The organism is Vibrio sp. R11-SG3-ISO3-SZ, from assembly GCF_059834345.1.
Genome location: NZ_JCBDGX010000038.1, coordinates 1 through 20,449, shown reverse-complemented (window position 1 = coordinate 20,449; position 20,449 = coordinate 1). Strand labels below are relative to the sequence as shown.

General features: G+C 51.6%; 16 protein-coding genes and 2 riboswitches. Of the genes, 11 read left to right on the top strand and 5 right to left on the bottom strand.

What is annotated here, in order from left to right; genetic code table 11:
- Positions 1-51 precede the first annotated feature (51 nt).
- The 4 genes from tamA (at position 52) to AC6R1O_RS05160 (ending at position 6,366) form a co-directional block, all read left to right on the top strand.
- Positions 52-1,764 carry an autotransporter assembly complex protein TamA gene (gene tamA / locus AC6R1O_RS05175; protein ID WP_500631185.1) on the top strand — a complete coding sequence of 571 codons (1,713 nt, stop codon included), beginning with the start codon at positions 52-54 and terminating at the stop codon, positions 1,762-1,764.
- Entirely contained in the window at positions 1,761-5,528 is a 3,768-nt protein-coding gene (tamB, locus tag AC6R1O_RS05170) for an autotransporter assembly complex protein TamB (RefSeq protein ID WP_500656592.1), read from the top strand. The genes tamA and tamB overlap by 4 nt, the downstream gene beginning before the upstream one ends.
- Before the next feature lie 66 nt (positions 5,529-5,594).
- Positions 5,595-5,942 (top strand): gamma-glutamylcyclotransferase family protein, encoded by a 348-nt coding sequence (locus AC6R1O_RS05165; RefSeq protein ID WP_500631187.1) that lies wholly within the window; start codon positions 5,595-5,597, stop codon positions 5,940-5,942.
- Positions 5,943-5,985: 43 nt separating this feature from the next.
- A complete protein-coding gene (locus AC6R1O_RS05160) occupies positions 5,986-6,366 on the top strand; it encodes a DUF2799 domain-containing protein (RefSeq protein ID WP_500631188.1) in 381 nt (126 codons plus the stop codon).
- Between the two features lie 88 nt (positions 6,367-6,454).
- Here the strand turns inward: AC6R1O_RS05160 and ppa are convergent, their stop codons facing one another.
- Together ppa and fbp are read right to left on the bottom strand one after the other, a co-directional pair.
- A complete protein-coding gene (gene ppa / locus AC6R1O_RS05155; RefSeq protein ID WP_500631189.1) occupies positions 6,455-6,982 on the bottom strand; it encodes an inorganic diphosphatase in 528 nt (175 codons plus the stop codon).
- 190 nt (positions 6,983-7,172) lie between these two features.
- On the bottom strand, positions 7,173-8,186 hold the full coding sequence (fbp, locus tag AC6R1O_RS05150; RefSeq protein WP_334555012.1) for a class 1 fructose-bisphosphatase: 1,014 nt from the start codon (positions 8,184-8,186) through the stop codon (positions 7,173-7,175).
- 327 nt (positions 8,187-8,513) lie between these two features.
- Between fbp and mpl the strand changes: the two genes are divergently transcribed.
- The 5 genes from mpl to thiQ all read left to right on the top strand — a co-directional run bounded on the left by mpl (position 8,514) and on the right by thiQ (position 14,071).
- Complete coding sequence (mpl, locus tag AC6R1O_RS05145; RefSeq protein ID WP_500633842.1) at positions 8,514-9,866, top strand: UDP-N-acetylmuramate:L-alanyl-gamma-D-glutamyl-meso-diaminopimelate ligase; 1,353 nt, start codon at positions 8,514-8,516, stop codon at positions 9,864-9,866.
- Positions 9,867-9,881: 15 nt separating this feature from the next.
- Complete coding sequence (locus AC6R1O_RS05140) at positions 9,882-10,505, top strand: flavin prenyltransferase UbiX (RefSeq protein ID WP_500633843.1); 624 nt, start codon at positions 9,882-9,884, stop codon at positions 10,503-10,505.
- Between the two features lie 63 nt (positions 10,506-10,568).
- A riboswitch (TPP riboswitch) is annotated at positions 10,569-10,682 on the top strand.
- A 76-nt stretch (positions 10,683-10,758) separates the two neighbouring features.
- Positions 10,759-11,736, top strand: coding sequence for a thiamine ABC transporter substrate binding subunit (gene thiB, locus AC6R1O_RS05135; protein ID WP_500631240.1), 978 nt, complete (start codon positions 10,759-10,761; stop codon positions 11,734-11,736).
- A gap of 48 nt (positions 11,737-11,784) precedes the next feature.
- Positions 11,785-13,371 (top strand): thiamine/thiamine pyrophosphate ABC transporter permease ThiP, encoded by a 1,587-nt coding sequence (thiP, locus tag AC6R1O_RS05130; RefSeq protein ID WP_500631241.1) that lies wholly within the window; start codon positions 11,785-11,787, stop codon positions 13,369-13,371.
- Positions 13,355-14,071 (top strand): thiamine ABC transporter ATP-binding protein, encoded by a 717-nt coding sequence (thiQ, locus tag AC6R1O_RS05125; protein ID WP_500625655.1) that lies wholly within the window; start codon positions 13,355-13,357, stop codon positions 14,069-14,071. The genes thiP and thiQ overlap by 17 nt, the downstream gene beginning before the upstream one ends.
- Before the next feature lie 89 nt (positions 14,072-14,160).
- On the opposite strand, the gene yjgA is transcribed toward thiQ, so the two are convergent.
- A complete protein-coding gene (gene yjgA / locus AC6R1O_RS05120; RefSeq protein ID WP_334555017.1) occupies positions 14,161-14,691 on the bottom strand; it encodes a ribosome biogenesis factor YjgA in 531 nt (176 codons plus the stop codon).
- A 107-nt stretch (positions 14,692-14,798) separates the two neighbouring features.
- On the opposite strand from yjgA, the gene pmbA reads away from it, so the two are divergent.
- A complete protein-coding gene (gene pmbA, locus AC6R1O_RS05115) occupies positions 14,799-16,142 on the top strand; it encodes a metalloprotease PmbA (protein ID WP_500633844.1) in 1,344 nt (447 codons plus the stop codon).
- A gap of 78 nt (positions 16,143-16,220) precedes the next feature.
- Here pmbA and lysC read toward each other — a convergent pair whose 3' ends face one another.
- On the bottom strand, positions 16,221-17,573 hold the full coding sequence (lysC, locus tag AC6R1O_RS05110; protein ID WP_500631193.1) for a lysine-sensitive aspartokinase 3: 1,353 nt from the start codon (positions 17,571-17,573) through the stop codon (positions 16,221-16,223).
- 86 nt (positions 17,574-17,659) lie between these two features.
- Positions 17,660-17,837: riboswitch (Lysine riboswitch) on the bottom strand.
- Positions 17,838-18,065: 228 nt separating this feature from the next.
- Here lysC and AC6R1O_RS05105 point away from each other — a divergent pair.
- A complete protein-coding gene (locus tag AC6R1O_RS05105) occupies positions 18,066-19,184 on the top strand; it encodes a pyridoxal-phosphate-dependent aminotransferase family protein (RefSeq protein ID WP_500631194.1) in 1,119 nt (372 codons plus the stop codon).
- A 104-nt stretch (positions 19,185-19,288) separates the two neighbouring features.
- On the opposite strand, the gene AC6R1O_RS05100 is transcribed toward AC6R1O_RS05105, so the two are convergent.
- Positions 19,289-20,449 (bottom strand): PglL family O-oligosaccharyltransferase (locus tag AC6R1O_RS05100; protein WP_500656591.1); only part of this gene is annotated, 1,161 nt, incomplete at its 5' end.

Genomic DNA, 20,449 nt, shown 5'->3' with positions numbered 1-20,449 from the left:
AATTCACTGGCGCTATTATTTTGGTCATTACGTTTGGGTACCTAATTAAGCATGATAAGAACCTCTTTACCAGCACTGTTAACGCTCTTTCTCTCTACAGGGGCACTCGCGCAAGAGGTCTCTTTGTCGATTCTTGGTTTGGACGGCGAGTTAGAAGATAACGTCGAGGCGTATTTATCCTCGATCCCCGAAAAGGAATACAGTACCGGTCTTCGTTTTCAAGCTCGTCTCGAGCGCACCATCACCGAAGCGTTGAATGCGCTTGGTTATTATCACCCAGAGTTTACGTTTCAAGTCGGAAAAGAGAGCACAGAGCTGAGCGTTACGGTGCAGCCCGGCGAGCCAATCTTGATTGAGAAAGTCGATGTCCAAATCGCCGGTGAAGCGGCCAATGATGCCGACTTCAGTGCCTTGATTGCCCAAAGCGGTTTGGTCGAAGGTGCTAGGCTCAATCACAGCCAATACGACGCGCTGAAATCTGGGATTCGCAATTTAGCGCTGCGCAAAGGCTACTTTGAAGGCGATTATCAAGTCAGCCGCCTAGAGATTGCACCTGAGTTGAATCAAGCCTTTATTCGCCTCTACTACGACAGCGGTATGCGCTATGCGTTTGGTCGAAATACCATTAGCGGCAGCCAAATCCGCGAGGACCGTGTGGTGTCCTTATCCCCCTATGAAGAGGGCGAGCCCTATTTGGTCTCCAAAGTGGGGGAATACAACCAAAATCTCTCCAATACTGATTGGTTTTCATCGGTGTTTGTCGAGCCTGATCTGAGTTACCTAGGTCAAACTCGTGAGCTGCCGATGAAAGTGTCACTCGCCCCACAAGCGCGCAATCAAATCGAGACGGGTATTGGCTACTCGACCGATGTGGGCGTGCGTGGCACGCTCAAATGGAAAAAGCCTTGGGTGAACGATAAGGGCCACAGCTTTGACAGCAGTTTCTCTTTGTCGATTCCAGAGCAGACCATCACCGCAGGCTATAAAATACCGCTGCAAGACGCGCTCAATGAGTACTACCGCATTCAGTATGGGATGAAAAACCTCGACCAGCGGGACACGCAAAGTCTCGAGTCCAACTTATCTGTTGAACGCCATTGGGTGCTTGACAGCGGCTGGCACCGAACCGTGTATGTTCGCTATTTGCTCGAAAGTTACGAGCAAGGCTTGCAAGACGATACCGGACACTTCCTTCTACCGGGTATCTCCTTCTCACGCAGTCGTGTTCGTGGCGGCACTATGCCGATGTGGGGGGACAGACAAAGCGTCACCATAGAGTATGGCGACCCGAGCGTGATTTCCGAAACGCGTGTGACGCGCATTATGGGCGGCACCACCTGGATTCGTGGCATTGGCCAGAACCATCGCGGTATTTTACGTGTTGATGGCGGGGCGAACATCGCCGAAGAGTTTGACAAGCTATCGCCGTCACTGCGTTTCTTTGCCGGTGGTGACAATAATCTGCGCGGCTACGGGTATGAGTCGGTCTCTCCGGTGGATGAAAGTGGCGCCCTGACCGGTGCCAAGTACATTGCTACCTCCACTTTAGAGTATCAATATCGCGTGCACGGCAACTGGTGGGGCGCGCTGTTTTTCGACTACGGTGATGCGTTTAATGACACACCCGATTTCAAACGAGGGACGGGTTTTGGCGTTCGCTGGGCGTCTCCGGTTGGGCCTGTGAGACTGGATTTTGCTTGGGGATTGGATGCGGATCCGGGTGATGAGTTCCGTGTCCACTTTACTCTGGGGCCTGATCTATGAAAAAGCGCATTCTCACTTGGACAAAATGGCTAACGGTACTGACGACAGGGCTACTTACTGCGCTGCTGGTGCTTGTCGGGGTCATCCTGTTTACCAATCCTGGGCTCAATGTCTTGGTTTGGGCGGCGAATGCGTTTGTGCCGCAGTTAACGATCGAAGGGCACAGTGGGGCTCTCTTTCCGCGCTTTAGTCTCCATCAAGTGCGTTATGTGGATGAGGATTTATCCCTTGATGTTGCCGCCAACAAACTCACTTTAGCGATCAATCCAAACTGTTTTACTGAACCGTCGGTCTGTATTGATGAGATAGCGATGGATGGATTGGACTTTCACATGCCGACGCTGCCGAGCAGTGATGAGTCTGCCTCCGCAGAGGAAGAGGGGGAGCCACTGACGGCGATCACCGCGCCTGTGCCCATTCAAATCAGCCGTATTGCGCTGTCCAATATCAATCTGGATATTTTGGGCAACCAGATCGCGTGGCAGCGTTTCTCGTCTGGAATAAGCTTCCAAGGCAACCGACTGGTGTTGAGCAAAACGCAGCTTGATGGTACTCGCGTGGCATTGGCGCCGAGTGATCCTCAAGCACCACAGGCTCAAAGCGCCGCGCCAGACAGTGACGCCTCCTCACCGATCGTCTTGTCGGACATTACCCTGCCGCTGCAAATCCAACTTTCTCGCTTAGACATCAACGACTTTAGGCTAGAGCAAGAGACACCGCTGGTGGTCAACCACCTAGGGCTTTCAGCGACCGCTCGTGGATCGCGGATACAGGTGGCAACGCTGGAGCTTGATATGCCACAAGGAGAAGCCAACTTACGCGCCGATGTCACCTTAAAAGGTGATTATCCGCTGAGTGCTTCACTTGACGCTATGGTGAAAGACCCGATTGCTAATGGCCAAGTTATTACGCTTAACCTTGAAGGCAGTGTGCGTGACTTGGCATTGGACGCCGAGTTATCGGGTTTGGCACTGGGCCAAATTGAAGCGCATTTAGTGAGCTTAGATCCCGATTTACCGTTTGAGCTTCACCTGCGTGATGTTGATGCCAGCTGGCCGCTCAGCGGGGAGTCGGATTATCGTGTGGTGTTGCCAGAGTTTTCTGCCCAGGGCTCGTTGCAAGGTTTTCACCTCAATCTGCAAGGGGTGTTGAGCGGAGAAAGCATTCCAGAGCTCGACCTGGCGCTTAAAGGGCAGGGGGATATAGGTCAGATTGAATTGACTGATTTTCTGCTCAAAACGTTAGGCGGTGAAGTTGAAGGTTCACTGCGTGCGGGGTGGCAAGAGCAAGTGAGTTGGGGCGCTAACTTAGCCCTTAGCCATATCCAACCGGGTTTGCAGTGGCCTCAAGCGGAAGGTGACATCAGTGGCACGCTTGAAACCGCAGGCGGTCTGACGGCCCAAGGCGGTTGGCGTGTGGAACGCACCGACCTCAACATTGATGGTCTATTGCGTGGCTATCCGCTTAATATTGCTGGTGATATCGAGGCGTCGGACGCGGCAGGAGATGGCAATGTTCGCGCTAAAACGTCGGGCTTAGTGCTCTCTCATGGCCCTAACAAGATTGCCGCACAGGGCGAGTTGGATAAGCAGTGGGATATGTTACTGACATTGACCTTGCCACAACTTTCAAAAACAGTGCCTGATCTCAAAGGTCAGATTCTGGGGCAAGTGGCGCTGAGCGGAGCGATGACTGAGCCAACCTTAGGGCTAGACATCAACGCCAACCGATTAGCCTGGCAAACCTTAGCGCATATTGGCAGCGCGAGCATCAAGGGCAAGGTGACCCCACTGCCTGTGCCGCAAGGCGCTCTACAATTGAACGTTAAGCAGGCGACGGTTCAAGGCGAGCAGATTGAGAGTGTCGCACTGACCTTTTCTGGCTCGCAACAGCAACATAAGCTCAGCTTAGATCTGCTATCTGAGTTGGTGACGAGCCATATCGACTTGCGTGGTGCATTGACGTTAGAGCCGCAGCTGAAGTGGCAGGGCGAACTAGAAGAGGTATCGTTCTCCACCCTGCAGGGCGAATGGATGCTGGCTGACACCACCGCACTGGGCTTTGACGCTGAGCGTAACCAAGTGATGGTTGCGGCGCACTGTTGGCTGCAGTCGGATTCCGCGTTGTGTTTGGATGAGGATATTCAAGTGGGGGAAAGCGGTGAAGCCGCGCTCTCTTTGTCGCAGTTTAATGTCAATCAACTGCATGCCTTTATCCCACCCACCACTCAGCTCAAAGCTGAAGTGAATGCTAATGTGTGGGCGAAATGGTCGCCAGAGACACCGCCTGAAGTAAAAGCCTCGGTGTCGATGCCTGCCGGTCAAGTGACGCAAAAGCTCGAAGAAAATGTCACCTTGGCGTGGCATGCGGTGACACTGGAGGCCGCGCTAGCAAATAACCGTTTGGATGCCGACTGGCTGATTGATGTGCGCGACAATGGCGACCTTTCTGGCCAAGTGAGTCTCCCTAACGTATTGGACGCCAACCCCAAGATCGACGCCAAGCTCGCGTTAACTCCGTTCCACATTGATTTTCTTGCGCCATTAATCGGCGATTTTAGTGAGCTAAAATCGACCATCAGTACCGATCTCGCCATCAGCGGTGCGGTAACGCAACCGAAAGTCGAGGGGCAACTGCTGATCGATAAGATGTCGCTGAAAGGGGAGCTCTCTCCGGTAGAAGTGGATTCAGGTCGAGTGAGCCTCGAACTCAACGGTTATGATGCGCTGCTCGCGGCAAAATTGACCACGCCAGATGGCGATTTGGAACTCTCCGGTGAAGCCGAGTGGCGTGAGCTAAGTAACTGGAACGCGCAACTGCGAGTGTACGCTGAAGAGCTGCTGGTCAATGTGCCGCCTATGGTGGCGCTGAAAGTGCAGCCGGATATGACGATATCGGCCTCGCCTAAATTGGCGCGCGTGGATGGAAGCATTCATCTGCCTTGGGGGCGTATTATCGTCGAAGAGCTACCGCCGAGTGCCATTGGCGTCTCAGACGATCAAGTGTTACTTGATAAAGATCTCCAACCTGTTGAGAACGCCACCGAAGTGCCGTTTAATCTCGAAACCAATATTAATATCAGCATTGGCGATGACTTCAAGCTAGTGGCGTTTGGGCTTGAAGGCGGACTGAAAGGTAACTTGAATGTGGCGCAAAAAGACAAAGGTCCGTTTGTCCAAGGTGAAATCAACATTGTCGATGGTTCGTATCGCTCCTTTGGTCAAGATTTGATCATCAGTGAAGGTAAGATTTTGATGAATGGGCCAGTGGATCAGCCCTATGTGCAGATCACAGCGATTCGAAATCCCGATAACACCCAAGACGACGTGACGGCCGGGGTCAAAGTGACTGGACCGGCCGATGAGCCATCGGTCACCATCTTCTCTGACCCCGCCATGCCGCAAGCGAATGCGCTATCCTATCTATTGCGTGGTCAAGACATTGATGGCGAAGCAGGCGGCAACGCGATGACCACCACACTCATTGGTTTGAGCCTAGCGAAAAGCGGCAAAGTGGTGGGCGAAATTGGCGAAGCCTTTGGCGTTCAGGATCTGCAGTTGGATACCGCGGGCTCGGGTGATGACTCTCAGGTCACGGTGAGTGGTTATATTCTCCCTGGCTTGCAGGTTAAATATGGGGTCGGCATTTTTGACTCGGTGGGCGAGTTTACGGTGCGTTACCGCTTAATGCAGGATCTTTATTTAGAGGCGGTCTCTGGTGTGAGTAGCGCTGTGGATCTGCTCTATCAATTTGAGTTTGATTAATAGTGACTCTAACACAGAGCCGACGTTGAGACACACTCAGACAGAGAAAGGAAATAGGGGCGGGCAATGCAACATCTATTGTTTGTTTATGGCACCTTGCGCAAAGGGGAGTCGAACCAAGATTTTTTAGCTGGCTCGCAGTGTTTGGGTCACTTTGATACACCGCCCTTTTATGCGCTGTATGATTTGGGGCCCTATCCGGCGGTGATTGAAGGACATGATTCGATCTCAGGTGAAGTCTATTTGATCGATGATGTCACGCTCGCACGTATAGATGAACTAGAAGATGTGCCGGTAGAGTATCGCAGAGAGCACATCGATACGCCGTTTGGTCAGGCTTGGATTTACCTCTACCAAGATGTCAGCCAATTGGATGTGTTGATTGCATCGGGCGATTGGTGCCAGCGCGTCTAGCGCCATTTTATGGTGAGAACAAGCGTTCAATAAGGAGAGTCCTATGTTAGCGCTGAAACGTACCATCACACCCGTCGGGGCGTTCGTCGCCCTGTTACTCACAGGCTGTACCACTGTCACTACGCCAACGTCTAACGTCGATCAAGATTGGTATCAGTTCGGTGTTGATCGCGGTGAAAACGGCTTACTGAACTTGTCGCAATCTAAGTTAGCCAAAGCGGATCAAGCTGGCCATTTGAACGACGACCGTTATGCCGCCTATTTGGCCGGATATGAGCAAGGTCGCGGCCAATATTGTCAGCAAAACGCCTACATGCTTGGTGTGAGGGGCAAACCCTATTATGGGGTGTGCGACCGTCTTGACCCCTTCTTCCAGCAAGACTATGTATCAGGGCGTAATTCCACGGCAGGTTCGGGTTTTTAATGGTTGAATACCGATAAAGAAAACGGCCAGAGTGTCACTGCTCTGGCCGTTTTCTGTTATTTAATGAGTCACGGTGGTTGGGTGAGGATTACTTACTCGCGCGCTCAAACGACTCCAGAATCTCTTGGCGCGCGGCAGCGACGTCTTCCCAGCCCTCCACTTTGACCCATTTGCCGCTTTCGAGCTCTTTGTAGCGCTCAAAAAAGTGGGTAATTTGCGCTTTGAGCAGATCAGGAATATCACCGACATCTTGGATGTGCTCGTACTCTTTGGAGATTTTACTGTGCGGCACGGCGAGCACTTTGGCATCTTCACCTGATTCATCGGTCATTTTCAATACACCGACAGGGCGACAGCGAATCACACTACCTGGCATCAAGGGATAAGGGGTCGGCACTAGGACATCAACCGGGTCACCATCTAAAGAGAGTGTGTGATTCACATAGCCATAGTTACATGGATAGAACATAGGCGCGGACATAAAGCGGTCCACAAATACCGCGCCAGAATCTTTGTCGACCTCGTACTTGATCGGATCGGCATTGGCCGGAATTTCGATGACGACATAAATGTCATCCGGGAGTGATTTCCCTGCAGGGACGTGATTAAGACTCATGGGCAAGCTTCCTTGTTATTGGTCGATATGTAGGCAAATACCTTACCGCTAAACTTGGTTTTTTGTAAATGACGGACGATGAGAGCTTGGTCAAGAAAACACCGATTGTGAAGCGCAGCGACTGGGGAAGCGATGGAAGTTCATAAAAAACAAGGCGCTCAGTGAGCGCCTTGAAGAGAATAGCTGAGCCTTATTGGTCTTTGTATTCTGCGAGGAAAGATTCGACTTTCTTGACCATGTTTTTTGAGCCAACAAAGAAAGGCACACGTTGGTGCAGCTCTGTGGGTTCAATATCCATGATGCGTTTCTCACCGTCTGAGGCAATACCGCCCGCCTGCTCAATAATGAACGCCATTGGGTTGCACTCATAAAGAAGACGCAGTTTGCCGTTCGGGTGGCTTTGCGTGCTTGGGTACAGGTAAATGCCTCCTTTCAGTAGGTTACGGTGGAAGTCCGACACCAAAGAGCCAATGTAGCGAGACGTGTACGGGCGACCGTCATTCGGTTCGTTTTCTTGGCAGAATTTGATGTACTTTTTCACGCCCATTGGGAAACGGAAGTAGTTACCTTCGTTAATTGAGTAGATCCGGCCATCTTCTGGCACCATCATATTCTCATGAGACAAGCAGAACGTACCGATCGATGGATCGTAGGTAAAGCCATTGACGCCATTGCCTGTGGTGTAGACAAGCATGGTTGATGAACCGTAAATCACATAACCGGCCGCGACTTGCTTGTTGCCTGGTTGAAGGAAGTCTTCTTCTGTCGGTGGGGTACCGATAGGAGAGACGCGGCGATAGATAGAGAAAATCGTTCCGACAGAGACGTTAACATCGATGTTAGAGGAGCCATCGAGTGGATCCATCAATACCACGTATTTGGCGTTTTTGTTCAGTTCTTTATTGAACGCGACCGCCTCATCTTCTTCTTCACTTGCTACGCCACACACTTGATCACGTGCTTCAAGTGCTGCTTTGAACTTCTCGTTCGCGTAAACATCCAGTTTTTGTTGGGCTTCGCCCTGAATGTTCTCACTACCAACGGCACCGGTGATATCACCAAGGCCCGCCGCGTTAATTTCGCGGTTGACGATTTTAGCCGCAAGGCGAATCGACGACAGTAGGGATGATAGATCACCGCTAGCGTGGGGGAAGTCCGTCTGTTTTTCAACAATGAACTCGCCAAGGGTGCGCATTCCAGACATGTTTATTCCTTAAAATCGCATAAGTTTGGGGGGAGTTGGGCAACCTCTTGCCATTTTATTGTTGGGGCGCAAGAGGGACGAAGCTATGCGTGAGCTTTTGTTTTTGCCTTGAGCAATTGTAAAACCATGATCTTATTATTGGTAACGAACTAACTGTCTAACCTCTCAATTTTTTTGGTAATTATTCAAATATTTTCACGGTTTTTCATCTTGAACAAACTTTGCTCGATTGTGCCAAGATTTCACATCCGAAGGACAAAGAGGTTCGCTTTTCAAGCCATTATCGCCATAATGAGCACTTCAAATTAGCCTTTTCAGGATCACTCTATGCATATTCATATCTTGGGAATTTGTGGCACCTTTATGGGAGGAGCGGCAATTTTAGCGCGTCAATTGGGGCACAAAGTCACCGGCAGTGACGCCAATGTGTACCCGCCCATGAGCACGCTACTTGAATCGCAAGGTATTGAAATTATAGAAGGGTTTGATCCTGCGCAGTTAAATCCGGCGCCCGATTTGGTGGTGATCGGTAATGCGATGAGCCGTGGTAACCCGTGTGTCGAGCATGTACTGGATAGCAACCTGCGTTACACCTCCGGCCCACAGTGGCTGCAAGAGTTTCTGCTGCATGACCGATGGGTACTGGCGGTCGCGGGAACGCACGGCAAAACCACCACATCCAGTATGCTCGCTTGGATTCTGGAAGATTGTGGTTATGAACCCGGTTTTCTCGTGGGCGGCGTGCTTGGCAACTTTGGTTTGTCGGCAAGGTTGGGCAACAGCCCGTTTTTCATAGTTGAAGCTGATGAATACGACAGCGCTTTTTTCGATAAGCGTTCTAAGTTCGTTCATTACCATCCACGTACCTTGGTCATGAATAACCTTGAGTTCGATCATGCAGACATCTTCGATGATCTTGAGGCGATTAAGCGCCAATTTCACCATCTAGTGAGAACCGTACCGGGCAATGGTCGGATGTTTACTCCTCAATCAGACCTGGCGCTGCAAGACGTTATTGCCCGTGGCTGCTGGAGCGAACAAGAGTACACAGGGTGCGATTCTGGCTGGCAAGCGCAAAAACAGGCCCAAGATGGCAGTGTCTTTGATGTCTTATTGGCGGGAGAAATAGTGGGTCGAGTGACGTGGGATTTAGTCGGCGATCACAACGTCAGCAATGCGTTGATGGCCATCGCGGCGGCACGTCATGTGGGGGTCACTCCGGATCACGCTTGTGAGGCGTTAGGGCGCTTTATTAATACCAAACGCCGCTTGGAGTTAAAAGGGCAGGTCAATGACATCACTGTGTATGACGACTTTGCTCATCATCCAACGGCGATTGAACTGACATTGGGCGGCTTACGTAACAAGGTGGGTCAATCCCGAATCCTTGCGGTGTTGGAGCCGCGCAGTGCAACCATGAAACGCGGGGTGCACAAAGAAACGCTTGCGGCCTCATTGCAGGCGGCCGATGAAGTGTTCCTCTTTCAGCCTGAGTCAATTACTTGGTCTGTGAGTGAGATTGCCGAGCAGTGCGCGCAACCCGCTTATGTCTCTGACGACATCGACGACTTGGTGCGCAGCATCGCTCGGCATGCTTGCCCCGGCGATCAGATTCTGGTGATGAGCAACGGCGGGTTTGGCGGAATTCACGACAAACTGTTAGCGCAATTAGCCCAATAATAAGAGATACGCACAATGGCTGAAAAATCCATCACCCTCGCTTTTACCGGAGCCTCAGGCGCGCCTTATGGGCTGCGTCTGTTGCAGTGCTTGTTGGCCGCGGACTATCAGGTTTACCTGCTGGTTTCATCGGCGGCGCGAGTGGTGTTGGCCACCGAGCACGGATTAAAACTGCCTGCCAACCCAGACAGCGCCAAGCAAGCCTTGGTCGCCCATCTCAGCTGCGACCCGGCTAAATTAGTGGTGTGCGGCAAAGAGGACTGGTTCTCGCCCGTGGCCTCTGGCTCAGCGGCGCCCAAGCAGATGGTGGTTTGCCCTTGTTCGGCGGGCAGTGTGGCAGCGATTGCTCATGGTATGTCCGATAATTTGATTGAACGCGCCGCCGATGTGGTGATGAAAGAGCGTGGTCAATTGCTGCTGGTGGTTCGAGAAACGCCTTTCTCAACCTTACACCTTGAGAACATGCACAAGCTCTCGCAGATGGGCGTCACTATTATGCCGGCCGCGCCCGGTTTTTATCACCAACCTAAATCGATAGACGATCTTATTGATTTTATGGTCGCGCGCATTTTGGATCACCTCGGCATCGAGCAATCCTTGGTGGCGCGCTGGGGCTATGATCAACGTAAAGATTCGTGATTGCGTCTTGGTGGGCCGTCACGCAAGTATGGCTATTGTAGGGCAGACCTATTACAATCAAGCCGAACCTCATCGGGGAGCTATTCATTCACTGAATGACGCTGAGATCGAGCTTTGCTCGGGACCCGTAGACCTGAACCAGATAATGCTGGCGTAGGAATTGAGCGAGGACATCAGACGTCTGTTTGTCCCTCAGACCTGCGTGGCTCAACAAGGAGAGCGAGCAGTGAAATCCACTTTTATCCCTTCATTTATGCCACTTTGTGCCGCCGCGGCACTGACGTCTTTTTCTGCAACCGCAGCCGATACGTTAACCGTTTATACCTATGACTCTTTCGCTGCCGATTGGGGCCCAGGCCCAGTGGTAAAAAAAGCGTTTGAAGCACAGTGCGACTGTACGTTGAATTTTGTAGCTTTGGATGATGGCGTCTCTATCCTCAATCGCTTGAGACTGGAAGGCGACAATAGCAAAGCCGACATTGTGTTGGGGTTAGACAACAACTTGATGGCAGAAGCGCAGCAAACCGGTTTGTTGGCTGAGCATAGCGTCGATACGTCATCCGTCACCTTGCCAGGCGGCTGGTCCAATACGACCTTTGTGCCGTACGACTACGGTTACTTCGCGTTTGTCTACAACAAAGAGACCTTGGCTGAGCCACCGACTAGCCTCAAAGCACTGGTGGAATCAAATGACGACTTAACAGTCATCTACCAAGACCCGCGTACCTCAACCCCGGGTCAAGGTTTGATGCTGTGGATGAAATCTGTCTATGGCGACGAAGCGCCGCAGGCGTGGAAAGCGTTGGCGAAAAAGACAGTGACGGTCACGAAAGGGTGGTCTGAAGCGTACTCGATGTTCTTAAAAGGCGAGTCTGATATGGTGCTCTCTTACACCACGTCACCTGCGTACCATCTGATTGCCGAAAATGAGGCTAAGTTCGCTGCAGCGAATTTCGCGGAAGGTCATTACACTCAAGTAGAAGTGGTGGCCAAAGTCAAAACGAGCGCCAACAGCGACTTGGCGGATGCCTTTATGCAGTTTATCCTCAGCGATGACTTTCAGTCGGCCATGCCAACAGGGAACTGGATGTACCCTGTCACTGACGTTGCGTTGCCAGAAGGGTATCAAAGCCTGACGAAGCCTAGCCAAGCCTTGAGTTTTAGCGCTGAAGAGGTGGCTACCCACCGCAAAGCGTGGATTCGTGAATGGCAAAACGCGTTGACCTTCTAAGGTTAGGCGTTCGTGCAATCTGTCCCTAAATTAGGCGTATGGGTCGCGATGTTGATCGCGGCCTTTGTCGTTTCTGCGCTGCTGGCCTTGCTCAATCAAGCGCCTTCCCTCGATCTGCGTGTCATTTGGCAAGACCCTTATTACCGCCACGTTACCCAATTTAGCTTCTATCAATCTTTCCTCTCAACGCTGCTCAGTGTCGGCTTGGCGATCCCCGTCGCCCATGCTTTGTCGCGGCGGCAGTTTATCGGGAAAGCCTTGGTACTTAAGCTGTTTGCGACCACTTTGGTGCTGCCTGTCTTGGTGGGGGTGTTTGGCTTGCTGGCGATTTATGGGCGCAGTGGTTGGTTGGCGACACAGCTTGCGCAGTGGGATCTTTCGCTACCATTTAATATTTACGGTTTGCACGGCATTTTGCTCGCGCACCTCTTTTTTAATCTTCCTTATGCGGCGCGTTTGCTGCTGCAATCACTAGAGTCGATTCCGGCGGAGCAACACAAACTGTGCGCCCACTTAGGCATGGGGCATTGGCAAAAGTTTAAGTGGGTCGAATGGCCGCGGATGAGGCAGCAATTAGCGCCCGTTTGCGGGTTGGTGTTTATGCTCTGCTTTACCAGCTTTGCCACTGTGATGGCATTGGGCGGCGGGCCCAAATCGACCACCATTGAGCTCGCGATTTACCAAGCGATCAAGTTTGATTTTGATTTGCAAGCGGGCGCGTTACTGGCAATTTGGCAAATGCTGCTATGTGGCTTAATGGCACTATCGATTCAACGTTTCGCTCGACCTATTGCTATTTCGATGGGCAGCGACGCACCAACTGCGTTGGTGGTGAAAGACAGTCTATTCTCTAAGTGCTGGGATGGCGCTTGGATAGGTTTTAGCTTGCTGTTAGTGTTGCCGCCTCTTGGGATGGTGCTGACCAGTGGCATGAATTCTCAGGCGTTGGGTGTGCTGAGCGATGGCCGATTTTGGTCCGCGCTCGGCGCGTCACTGAAAGTGGCGAGCATGGCGAGCGTTATCGCTGTCAGTGCGGGCACGGCGATTTTATTGTCGAGCCGAAGACTGCGCCTCAATCAACGTGAGAAAGACGCGGATAAGATAGAGCTGCTAGGGACCATCATTCTGGTGACCCCAGGATTAGTGATCTCGACCGGGCTCTTTTTGCTGCTCCGTTCGTGGACGGATGCGCTCAGCTACGCCTTGGTCGTTGTTGTTACGGTCAACGCGTTAATGGGGCTGCCTTATGTGATCAAAACCTTGGCTCAGCCGATGTTGCAACTCGAGCAGCAGTATCAGTACCTTTGTGCAACCCTTGGAATCCGCGGTTGGCGCCGTTTACGAGTGGTGGAATGGCGCGCATTAAAACGGCCGCTGGCGCACGCGTTTGCCATCAGCTTTATGTTTTCTATGGGCGATCTCAGTGCCATCGCGCTGTTTGGCAGCCAGGAGTTTCGTACGCTGCCGCTCTACCTGTTCCAACTGCTCGGCAGTTACCAAATGGACGCGGCGGCAGTCGTATCGGTCACTTTACTGCTTTTGAGTGTGGGCTGTTTTGCGCTGATGGAGCGCCTGTTTCGCCCTCGCTCTGCTTCTACCCCCACCAATAGGAGTCACTATGCTCACTCTCAGTGACCTGCATTACGATTATCATGCCGAGTCATTTCAGTTTGATCTGCACGTTGAGGCAGGGCAAATCGTCGCGCTTATGGGACCCAGTGGCGCAGGGAAGTCGACCTTGCTCGCCTTGATGGCGGGTTTTATTGAACCATTAAGCGGTGAAATTTTAGCGCAAGGGCAAACACTCAACGGGCTGGCGCCTTATCAGCGCCCGTTTGCGATGTTGTTTCAAGAGCACAACTTGTTTGCTCACCTTACCGTGTCGGAAAACATAGGCCTTGGATTGGACCCCGGCTTGAAGTTGTCTGCAACGCAGAAACAGGCGGTAGTGCAAGCGGCACAGCAGGTGGGGGTGGCGGAGTATTTGTCTCGATTGCCGCATGAGCTCTCTGGTGGCCAGCGTCAACGGGTTGCGTTAGCGCGCTGCTTTGTACAGTCTGCGCCGATATGGCTGCTAGACGAGCCCTTTTCAGCGCTCGATCCTTTGCTCAGGTTAGAGATGCTATCACTGGTCAAACAGTTGGCGAGTGAGCGTGATATTACGGTAGTAATGGTGACGCACCACTTAGGTGATGCCAAAGCGATCGCCACGCATTTTGCGTTTGTATCACAAGGTCATGTCGCAGCGACTGGGCCGATTTCAGAGCTAGCGGCGACCCACTCGGACCCTAGCCTCGGCGCATTTGTTCAGGCGGCCACCACGGCGCACAACTGAGCGCAATAACAATGGGCTAGAAAGCAGAGATAAAAAAAAGCGGATAAGTGTGCACTTATCCGCTTCAATCATCACTGAGTAAGAGCGTGTTATTGTGGCTCTTCACTGCTCAATGCTTTGAGGATCTGGAAAATCTCTCGATACGCTTTAGCTGGCTTGTTGGCTTGCTTTTCTTTGTTCGCCTGACGAGCAAGCTGACGTAAACGCTGACGGTCCGCATCCGGATACAGCGTCAATACCTCTTCAATGGCGCTGTCGCCCTCTTCCACCACACGGTCACGCAATTGCTCTAATTTGTGCAGCAGCGCCGTGGTTTGAGAGTGCTTGTTACGGACTTTATCCAGCGCCGCTTGAATTGGCTCTGGGTCTTCGTGACGCATCAATTTTCCGATAAACTGCAACTGACGACGGCGCGCTTCGTTTTTAAAACGTTGCGCATCGCGAATCGCATCGGCCAAGTCTTCGCTGAGTGGAAATTTTTCCAACACAGAGGGCTTGAGGTTAACGAGCTCTTCACCCAGTTTCTGCAGCTCTTCCATGTCACGCTTCAACTCGGATTTACTTACCCAGATGATCTCTTCTTCTGGTTCCCATGGCGCTTTTTGATTTTTGCGAGCCATTTTCATACCTTCATTTGAACGTCTATTTCTCTATTTTAACAAGAATCATGGGGAGAAAGCGAAATTCTTGTTATCCTAGCGACAAAGCAACGACTGATGAAGAGAATATGGACGTAAAAAAGCAAGTGGCACAGCAGCGTATCGAGCTTGAAGCTGCCGTCGCGAAAGCGTTAGAGATGGCGGGTGAAAAAGCGGATGCCGCGGAAGTTGCCATCAGTAAAACCACAGGTTTAAGCGTATCGACTCGCATGTGTGAGGTCGAAAATGTGGAGTTCAACAGTGACGGTGCACTCGGTATTACCGTCTATAGCAATCAGCGTAAAGGCAGCGCCTCAACGTCAGACTTAAGCGAAAAAGCGATTCAACAAACGGTATTGGCGGCACTTGATATCGCTCAATACACATCAGAAGATCCGTACGCAGGCCCAGCACCGGCTGAACTGATGGTCAAAGATATTCCTGATTTGGATCTGTTTCACCCCGATACGCCTGACCCTGACTACGCGGCAAAAATGGCGATTGAAGCGGAGCAAGAAGCGCTCAGCTACAGCGATAAGATCAAGCAAAGTGATGGCGCCAGCTACGATAGCCACTATGGCGTCAAAGTGTACGGCAACAGCCACGGCTTACTGGCGAGTTATGCCTCAAGTCGCCATAGCATCAGTTGCTGTGTGATTGGTCAAGGCCAAAACGGTGAAATGGAACGTGACTACAGCTACACAGTGTCGCGTCACAAAGACGACCTGTGGACGCCGAAATCCGTGGGCCTGAGCGCAGCGGAGAAAACCGTCAGTCGTTTAGACGCGCAGAAGCTCAAAACCGGTCAGTACCCGATCATGTTTGCGGCGGATGTCGCAACGGGTCTACTCGGTCACCTTGTGATGGCGATCAGTGGTGGCAACTTGTACCGCAAATCCTCGTTTCTTCTTGATCATCTTGGTCAGCAAATTCTACCCAGCTGGTTCCAAGTCGACGAGCGTCCCCATGTGTTGCGTGGTCTGGCGTCAAGCCCGTTTGATAGCGAAGGCGTTGCTACGCAAGATAGACAAATAATCACTGACGGCGTGTTATCCACTTACCTATTGACCAGCTATGCGGCGCGTAAAATGTCGATGATGCCAACCGGTCATGCGGGTGGCATCCACAACTGGTACGTGCAATCCACAGGGCAAGATTTTGATCAAATGCTTAAGGCGCTGGGCACCGGCTTTTTGGTTACAGAAGTGATGGGGCAGGGCGTGAATATCGTGACGGGCGATTACTCGCGCGGCGCAGCCGGTTTTTGGGTTGAGAATGGTCAAATCCAATTCCCCGTCTCGGAGGTGACCATCGCAGGTAATCTCAAGCAGATGTTCAACCAAATAGTGGCTGTCGGCAGTGATGTGGAAACCCGTTCGCAGATTCAAACCGGTTCTATCTTGCTTGAGTCAATGAAAGTGGCGGGCGAATAAGCCTCACTATTTGACGTAGCAATGCTTCAGCGACGAAACACGAGAGTGCTTCGTCGCTGATGTGTATTTATAGTGCTGTTAGCGCTCAAACAGCTCGACATGCAACTTCTGAATCGCTTGTTTGGCTTCTGATTCACGCAGTAAGAAACAGAGGTTGTGCTGGCTAGCTCCGTAACAAATCATTCGTAAGTTAAAGTCTTCAAGTGTACCAAATACTTGTTTTGCATAGCCTTTGCTCTCGCTCATGTTGTTACCAATCAAGGCGACGACGGAGAGGTTGTGTTCCACTTTCACGCTGCACAGCTCTTCAAGCTCTTCACGCGCAGCTTGAGGTAACGATGGCGCACCGCCAGAGGTACCTGTTTGATCAAGCGTTAATGAGACACTGATTTCAGAGGTGGTGATCAAATCGACCGAGACCTTATGCTTGGCCAAGATCTCAAACACTTTGGCTAGAAAGCCGTAAGCATGGAACATTTTCGCGCTGCGCAGCGTCACCATGGTTTGGTTGTTACGTAGGGCTAGGGCGCGAAACAGCGGTGAGCTTTCCACTTGATGACGAATCCAAGTACCGCCTTGCTCTGGCGCTTTAGAGGAACCGACAAACACCGGAATATCATGGCGCAGAGCAGGGACTAGGGTCGAAGGGTGCAGGATCTTGGCGCCAAAATTCGCCATCTCTGACGCTTCGCTGAAGCTAATTTCTGCAATCGGTGCCGCATTCGGGGCAATACGCGGGTCTGTGGTGTAGATTCCCGGTACATCAGTCCAAATTTCTAAGCCAGAGGCTTGCACTGCCTCGGCAATCAAAGCCGCACTGTAATCACTGCCACCACGGCCAAGGGTAGTGGTGTTGCCTTCTTCATCGGAACCAATAAAGCCCTGTGTCACCACAACGTGCTCGCGGCACAGTGGCAGCAAGGTGTCACTGGCAAGCTCTCGAATGGCGGCAAGATCCGGTTCTGCGCGGCCAAAGTGGCTGTCAGTGCGCAGTACATCACGAATATCAAAGCGTACCGCGTTGATGCCGCGCTCAATCATTAGTTGGGTTAAAATGTGGGTCGACATCAGTTCACCACACGCAACAAGGTGATCAGTCAACTTATTGCTGGCTTGAATCGAGGCCGCTTCCGCAAGACTGGTGACCGTATCAAGCAGACTGTACACTTCACTCGCCGCATGGGTTGGATCATTGAGTTGATTAAGAATCGCATCATGAATCTCAGCGAGCTGAGTCAGAATATCGCTGCGTTGCTGCTGATCTTGTACGCCGTTCGCCAGCGCGACCAATAGATTTGTTACCCCTGAACAGGCACTGCTGACCACCAGTTTTGTCTCTGGATTGTTCTCAACGACCGCCGCACAACGGCTCATCGCTTCAAAGTTTGCAACACTTGTCCCACCAAATTTAGCAACGTTAAAATTGCTCACGGCATTTCTCCCACAACTTCCTGAATATTGAGTCTTTCCTTTGCGTGAGGTGAGGATGAGCGAGAGTAGAGGTAGGTATGGAGTACGACCTCAGAAGCTCATCACCAGACAGCGCTGATGACAGTTGATGGGACTCAACCCAAGTCAACCGACAGACTTAAACCACAATATAAGCCTACCTCGGCACTACTCCCCCTCAGAATGTTGTTTTGGAATTGTGGCTCCACAACATGCCTACCTGGGTAGTGCTCCTCTTCTGCAAAAAGCATAATTGTTTGTACAACAGGGTGACGAATTGTCTTGCCACCGCTTTCGCATTGAACGTGTTTATCCTCTTAATGTCAATGCGAAATTTACGGGTTAAAGACGATAGGTTCGGTTTGTGAGACTGGTATGACCTGTCGACTTTTTGCGCATTGCTGCGCTGGATGAATTCGATTATGGTGAAGAGATAACAACAAGAACACCCTCATGATTCAAAAGGAGTTGCCAATGACTTACCAAAGTTTTATCCCCCCTCGCCGTATTTTGATGGGCCCTGGTCCATCCGATATTTCCCCACAGGTACTGCAAGCTTTGAGCCGCCCGACGGTGGGCCACCTTGACCCGCTTTTTATCCAGATGATGGACGAACTCAAGCAGCTGCTTAAATACGCCTTTCAGACCAACAATGAGTTTACGATTGCTGTCTCGGCACCAGGCAGTGCAGGTATGGAGACCTGCTTTGTTAACTTGATTGAGCCGGGGGACAAAGTCATCGTCTGCCGCAATGGCGTGTTTGGCGAGCGCATGCGAGAAAACGTGGTGCGCTGCGGCGGTGAAGCGGTGCTGGTCGATGATGACTGGGGAACGCCGGTCTCGGTAGAGAAAGTTCGTGATGCGTTGCAGGCGCATCCTGATACCAAGCTCCTCGCGTTTGTCCATGCAGAAACGTCGACAGGGGCATGCAGTGATGCGAAGACGCTGGGCGCGCTTGCTAAAGAGTTCAATGTGTTGTCGATCGTCGATGCGGTGACGTCATTGGGTGGCGTGCCACTCAAAGTCGATGAGTGGCAACTTGATGCGGTCTACTCGGGCAGTCAAAAGTGCCTCTCTTGTACGCCGGGCCTCTCTCCTGTGACCTTCTCCAGTGCAGCGATTGAGAAAATCACCGCCCGTCAAACCCCGGTGCAAAGTTGGTTTTTAGACCAAAGTTTGGTACTCGGTTACTGGAGTGGAGAGGGCAAGCGTAGTTACCACCACACAGCGCCCGTCAACAGTCTCTATGCACTGCATGAAGCTTTGCTGATGCTCAAAAATGAAGGGTTAGAAAACGCGTGGCGTCGCCATCAGCAGATGCACAACAAGCTCAAGACCGGCTTATTGGCGCTCGGCTTTGAGTTTGTGGTGGAAGAGTCCGCACGCTTGCCGCAACTGAATGCGATTTATGTTCCTGAGGGGATTGATGAAGCCCAAATACGCAGTCACCTCCTTGATACGTACAATCTGGAAATTGGTGCCGGGCTTGGCGCATTGGCGGGCAAGGCGTGGCGGATTGGCCTAATGGGCTATGGTGCGCGGGAGGAGAACGTCGCACTCTGTTTACAAGCGCTTAAAGAGTCGCTCGGATAGAGTCGCTCGGATTAGAGTCGCTCGGCGAATAATTTGCCCTGTTAATGATTGCAGATGGCTCTCCAGTTCGGAGAGCCTTTTCTTATCTACTTTTTGTTTTCTTTTTATTCTTCGTCTGTACGAAGCAGTGCGTCGGTAGTCGGTGGCACGTATTGCACGTCTGAGAAATCGCGCCGAGGAAACAGGAATTGCGCTTCGGCTCGGATTTGTTCCGCCTTTTCACTGTCATTCAAACCTTGGTAGGCCAGAATTAAGTTGTTGTAGAATGCCGGTCTTGGTTTGTGGGTAATCACGCCCAGCGACCAATCCACGTACGGTTGAATAAATTCAGGGTTTTGCTGGTGCAGGCCAATATTGAGATAGGTGCTGTAGATGTCCCAGTCAAAACGCTCCTGCCAGACAATCGGGTTACTGACTCGGTTAAGGATATCTGGATCTTTTGGTTTGGAGAGCTCAAACTGCGTCAATATGTAGTTGGTGTGCAACGTGGTGACCATGTAAAACGACGTCACCAGCGGCAAGACCAAACTTGCTACGCGCAGCCCGGTCTGCGATACGATGCTCAATCGCGCGTATCGGTAGGCGCGCTTACGTTGGTCGACCCAGTAAATCAATAAGATAAAGGTTAGCCAATGAATCGCTGAGTGATAAAACGGATATTCTAATTGGGTGTGGAGCACGATGGGGATAAAGAGCGAGAAAATCGCCAAACGTGTGCCATTCTTCGCTGCGTAGATACGATACAGCACCAAAATGGCCGCGATCAACATAGCCAAAATCGGCAGCACACCCCCCTCTACGCCCCAATATAAGGTTTCGTTGTGTGGGTGATCCATTGATGCAAGCCCAGGCGGGTAACTGGCGTTGAGCTGATGTTGACGCGCCGTATAGACCAAGTATTCAGCTTCAAAACGTCCGTAACCATAGCCAGTAAATGGCTTTTCAATCAGCATATCGAGCGTCTGAGGGAAGGTGTATTGTCTGGGCCCTTCTAGATTCACCTTTCGCTCTGCTAGGGTGTTGTTCTCACCGATTAACGTGGTCCCTAAGCCAATGGTGACGCCAATAAGCACAGAGACGAGCCAACCGACGGTGCGTTTTTTGGTGGCAAAGCGCATCAAATAAGGGATCAGCAGCACGACGACCAGTAGCGCACTGAGCCAACCCGTCCGAGAGGCGAGCACTACCAGTAGGGGCAGCACGATGGCCGGTACCAGATAGAGTAGCGCCACATGGCTGACTTTTCTTTGATATTTAATGGGTTG

What these genes read in the sequence shown, in the direction of transcription:
- tamA (WP_500631185.1), top strand. Translation starts at nt 52, where the DNA reads ATGATAAGAACCTCTTTACCAGCACTGTTAACGCTCTTTCTCTCTACA.
- tamB (WP_500656592.1), top strand. Translation starts at nt 1,761, where the DNA reads ATGAAAAAGCGCATTCTCACTTGGACAAAATGGCTAACGGTACTGACG.
- AC6R1O_RS05165 (WP_500631187.1), top strand. Translation starts at nt 5,595, where the DNA reads ATGCAACATCTATTGTTTGTTTATGGCACCTTGCGCAAAGGGGAGTCG.
- AC6R1O_RS05160 (WP_500631188.1), top strand. Translation starts at nt 5,986, where the DNA reads ATGTTAGCGCTGAAACGTACCATCACACCCGTCGGGGCGTTCGTCGCC.
- ppa (WP_500631189.1), bottom strand. Translation starts at nt 6,982, where the DNA reads ATGAGTCTTAATCACGTCCCTGCAGGGAAATCACTCCCGGATGACATT.
- fbp (WP_334555012.1), bottom strand. Translation starts at nt 8,186, where the DNA reads ATGTCTGGAATGCGCACCCTTGGCGAGTTCATTGTTGAAAAACAGACG.
- mpl (WP_500633842.1), top strand. Translation starts at nt 8,514, where the DNA reads ATGCATATTCATATCTTGGGAATTTGTGGCACCTTTATGGGAGGAGCG.
- AC6R1O_RS05140 (WP_500633843.1), top strand. Translation starts at nt 9,882, where the DNA reads ATGGCTGAAAAATCCATCACCCTCGCTTTTACCGGAGCCTCAGGCGCG.
- thiB (WP_500631240.1), top strand. Translation starts at nt 10,759, where the DNA reads ATGCCACTTTGTGCCGCCGCGGCACTGACGTCTTTTTCTGCAACCGCA.
- thiP (WP_500631241.1), top strand. Translation starts at nt 11,785, where the DNA reads ATGTTGATCGCGGCCTTTGTCGTTTCTGCGCTGCTGGCCTTGCTCAAT.
- thiQ (WP_500625655.1), top strand. Translation starts at nt 13,355, where the DNA reads ATGCTCACTCTCAGTGACCTGCATTACGATTATCATGCCGAGTCATTT.
- yjgA (WP_334555017.1), bottom strand. Translation starts at nt 14,691, where the DNA reads ATGGCTCGCAAAAATCAAAAAGCGCCATGGGAACCAGAAGAAGAGATC.
- pmbA (WP_500633844.1), top strand. Translation starts at nt 14,799, where the DNA reads ATGGACGTAAAAAAGCAAGTGGCACAGCAGCGTATCGAGCTTGAAGCT.
- AC6R1O_RS05105 (WP_500631194.1), top strand. Translation starts at nt 18,066, where the DNA reads ATGACTTACCAAAGTTTTATCCCCCCTCGCCGTATTTTGATGGGCCCT.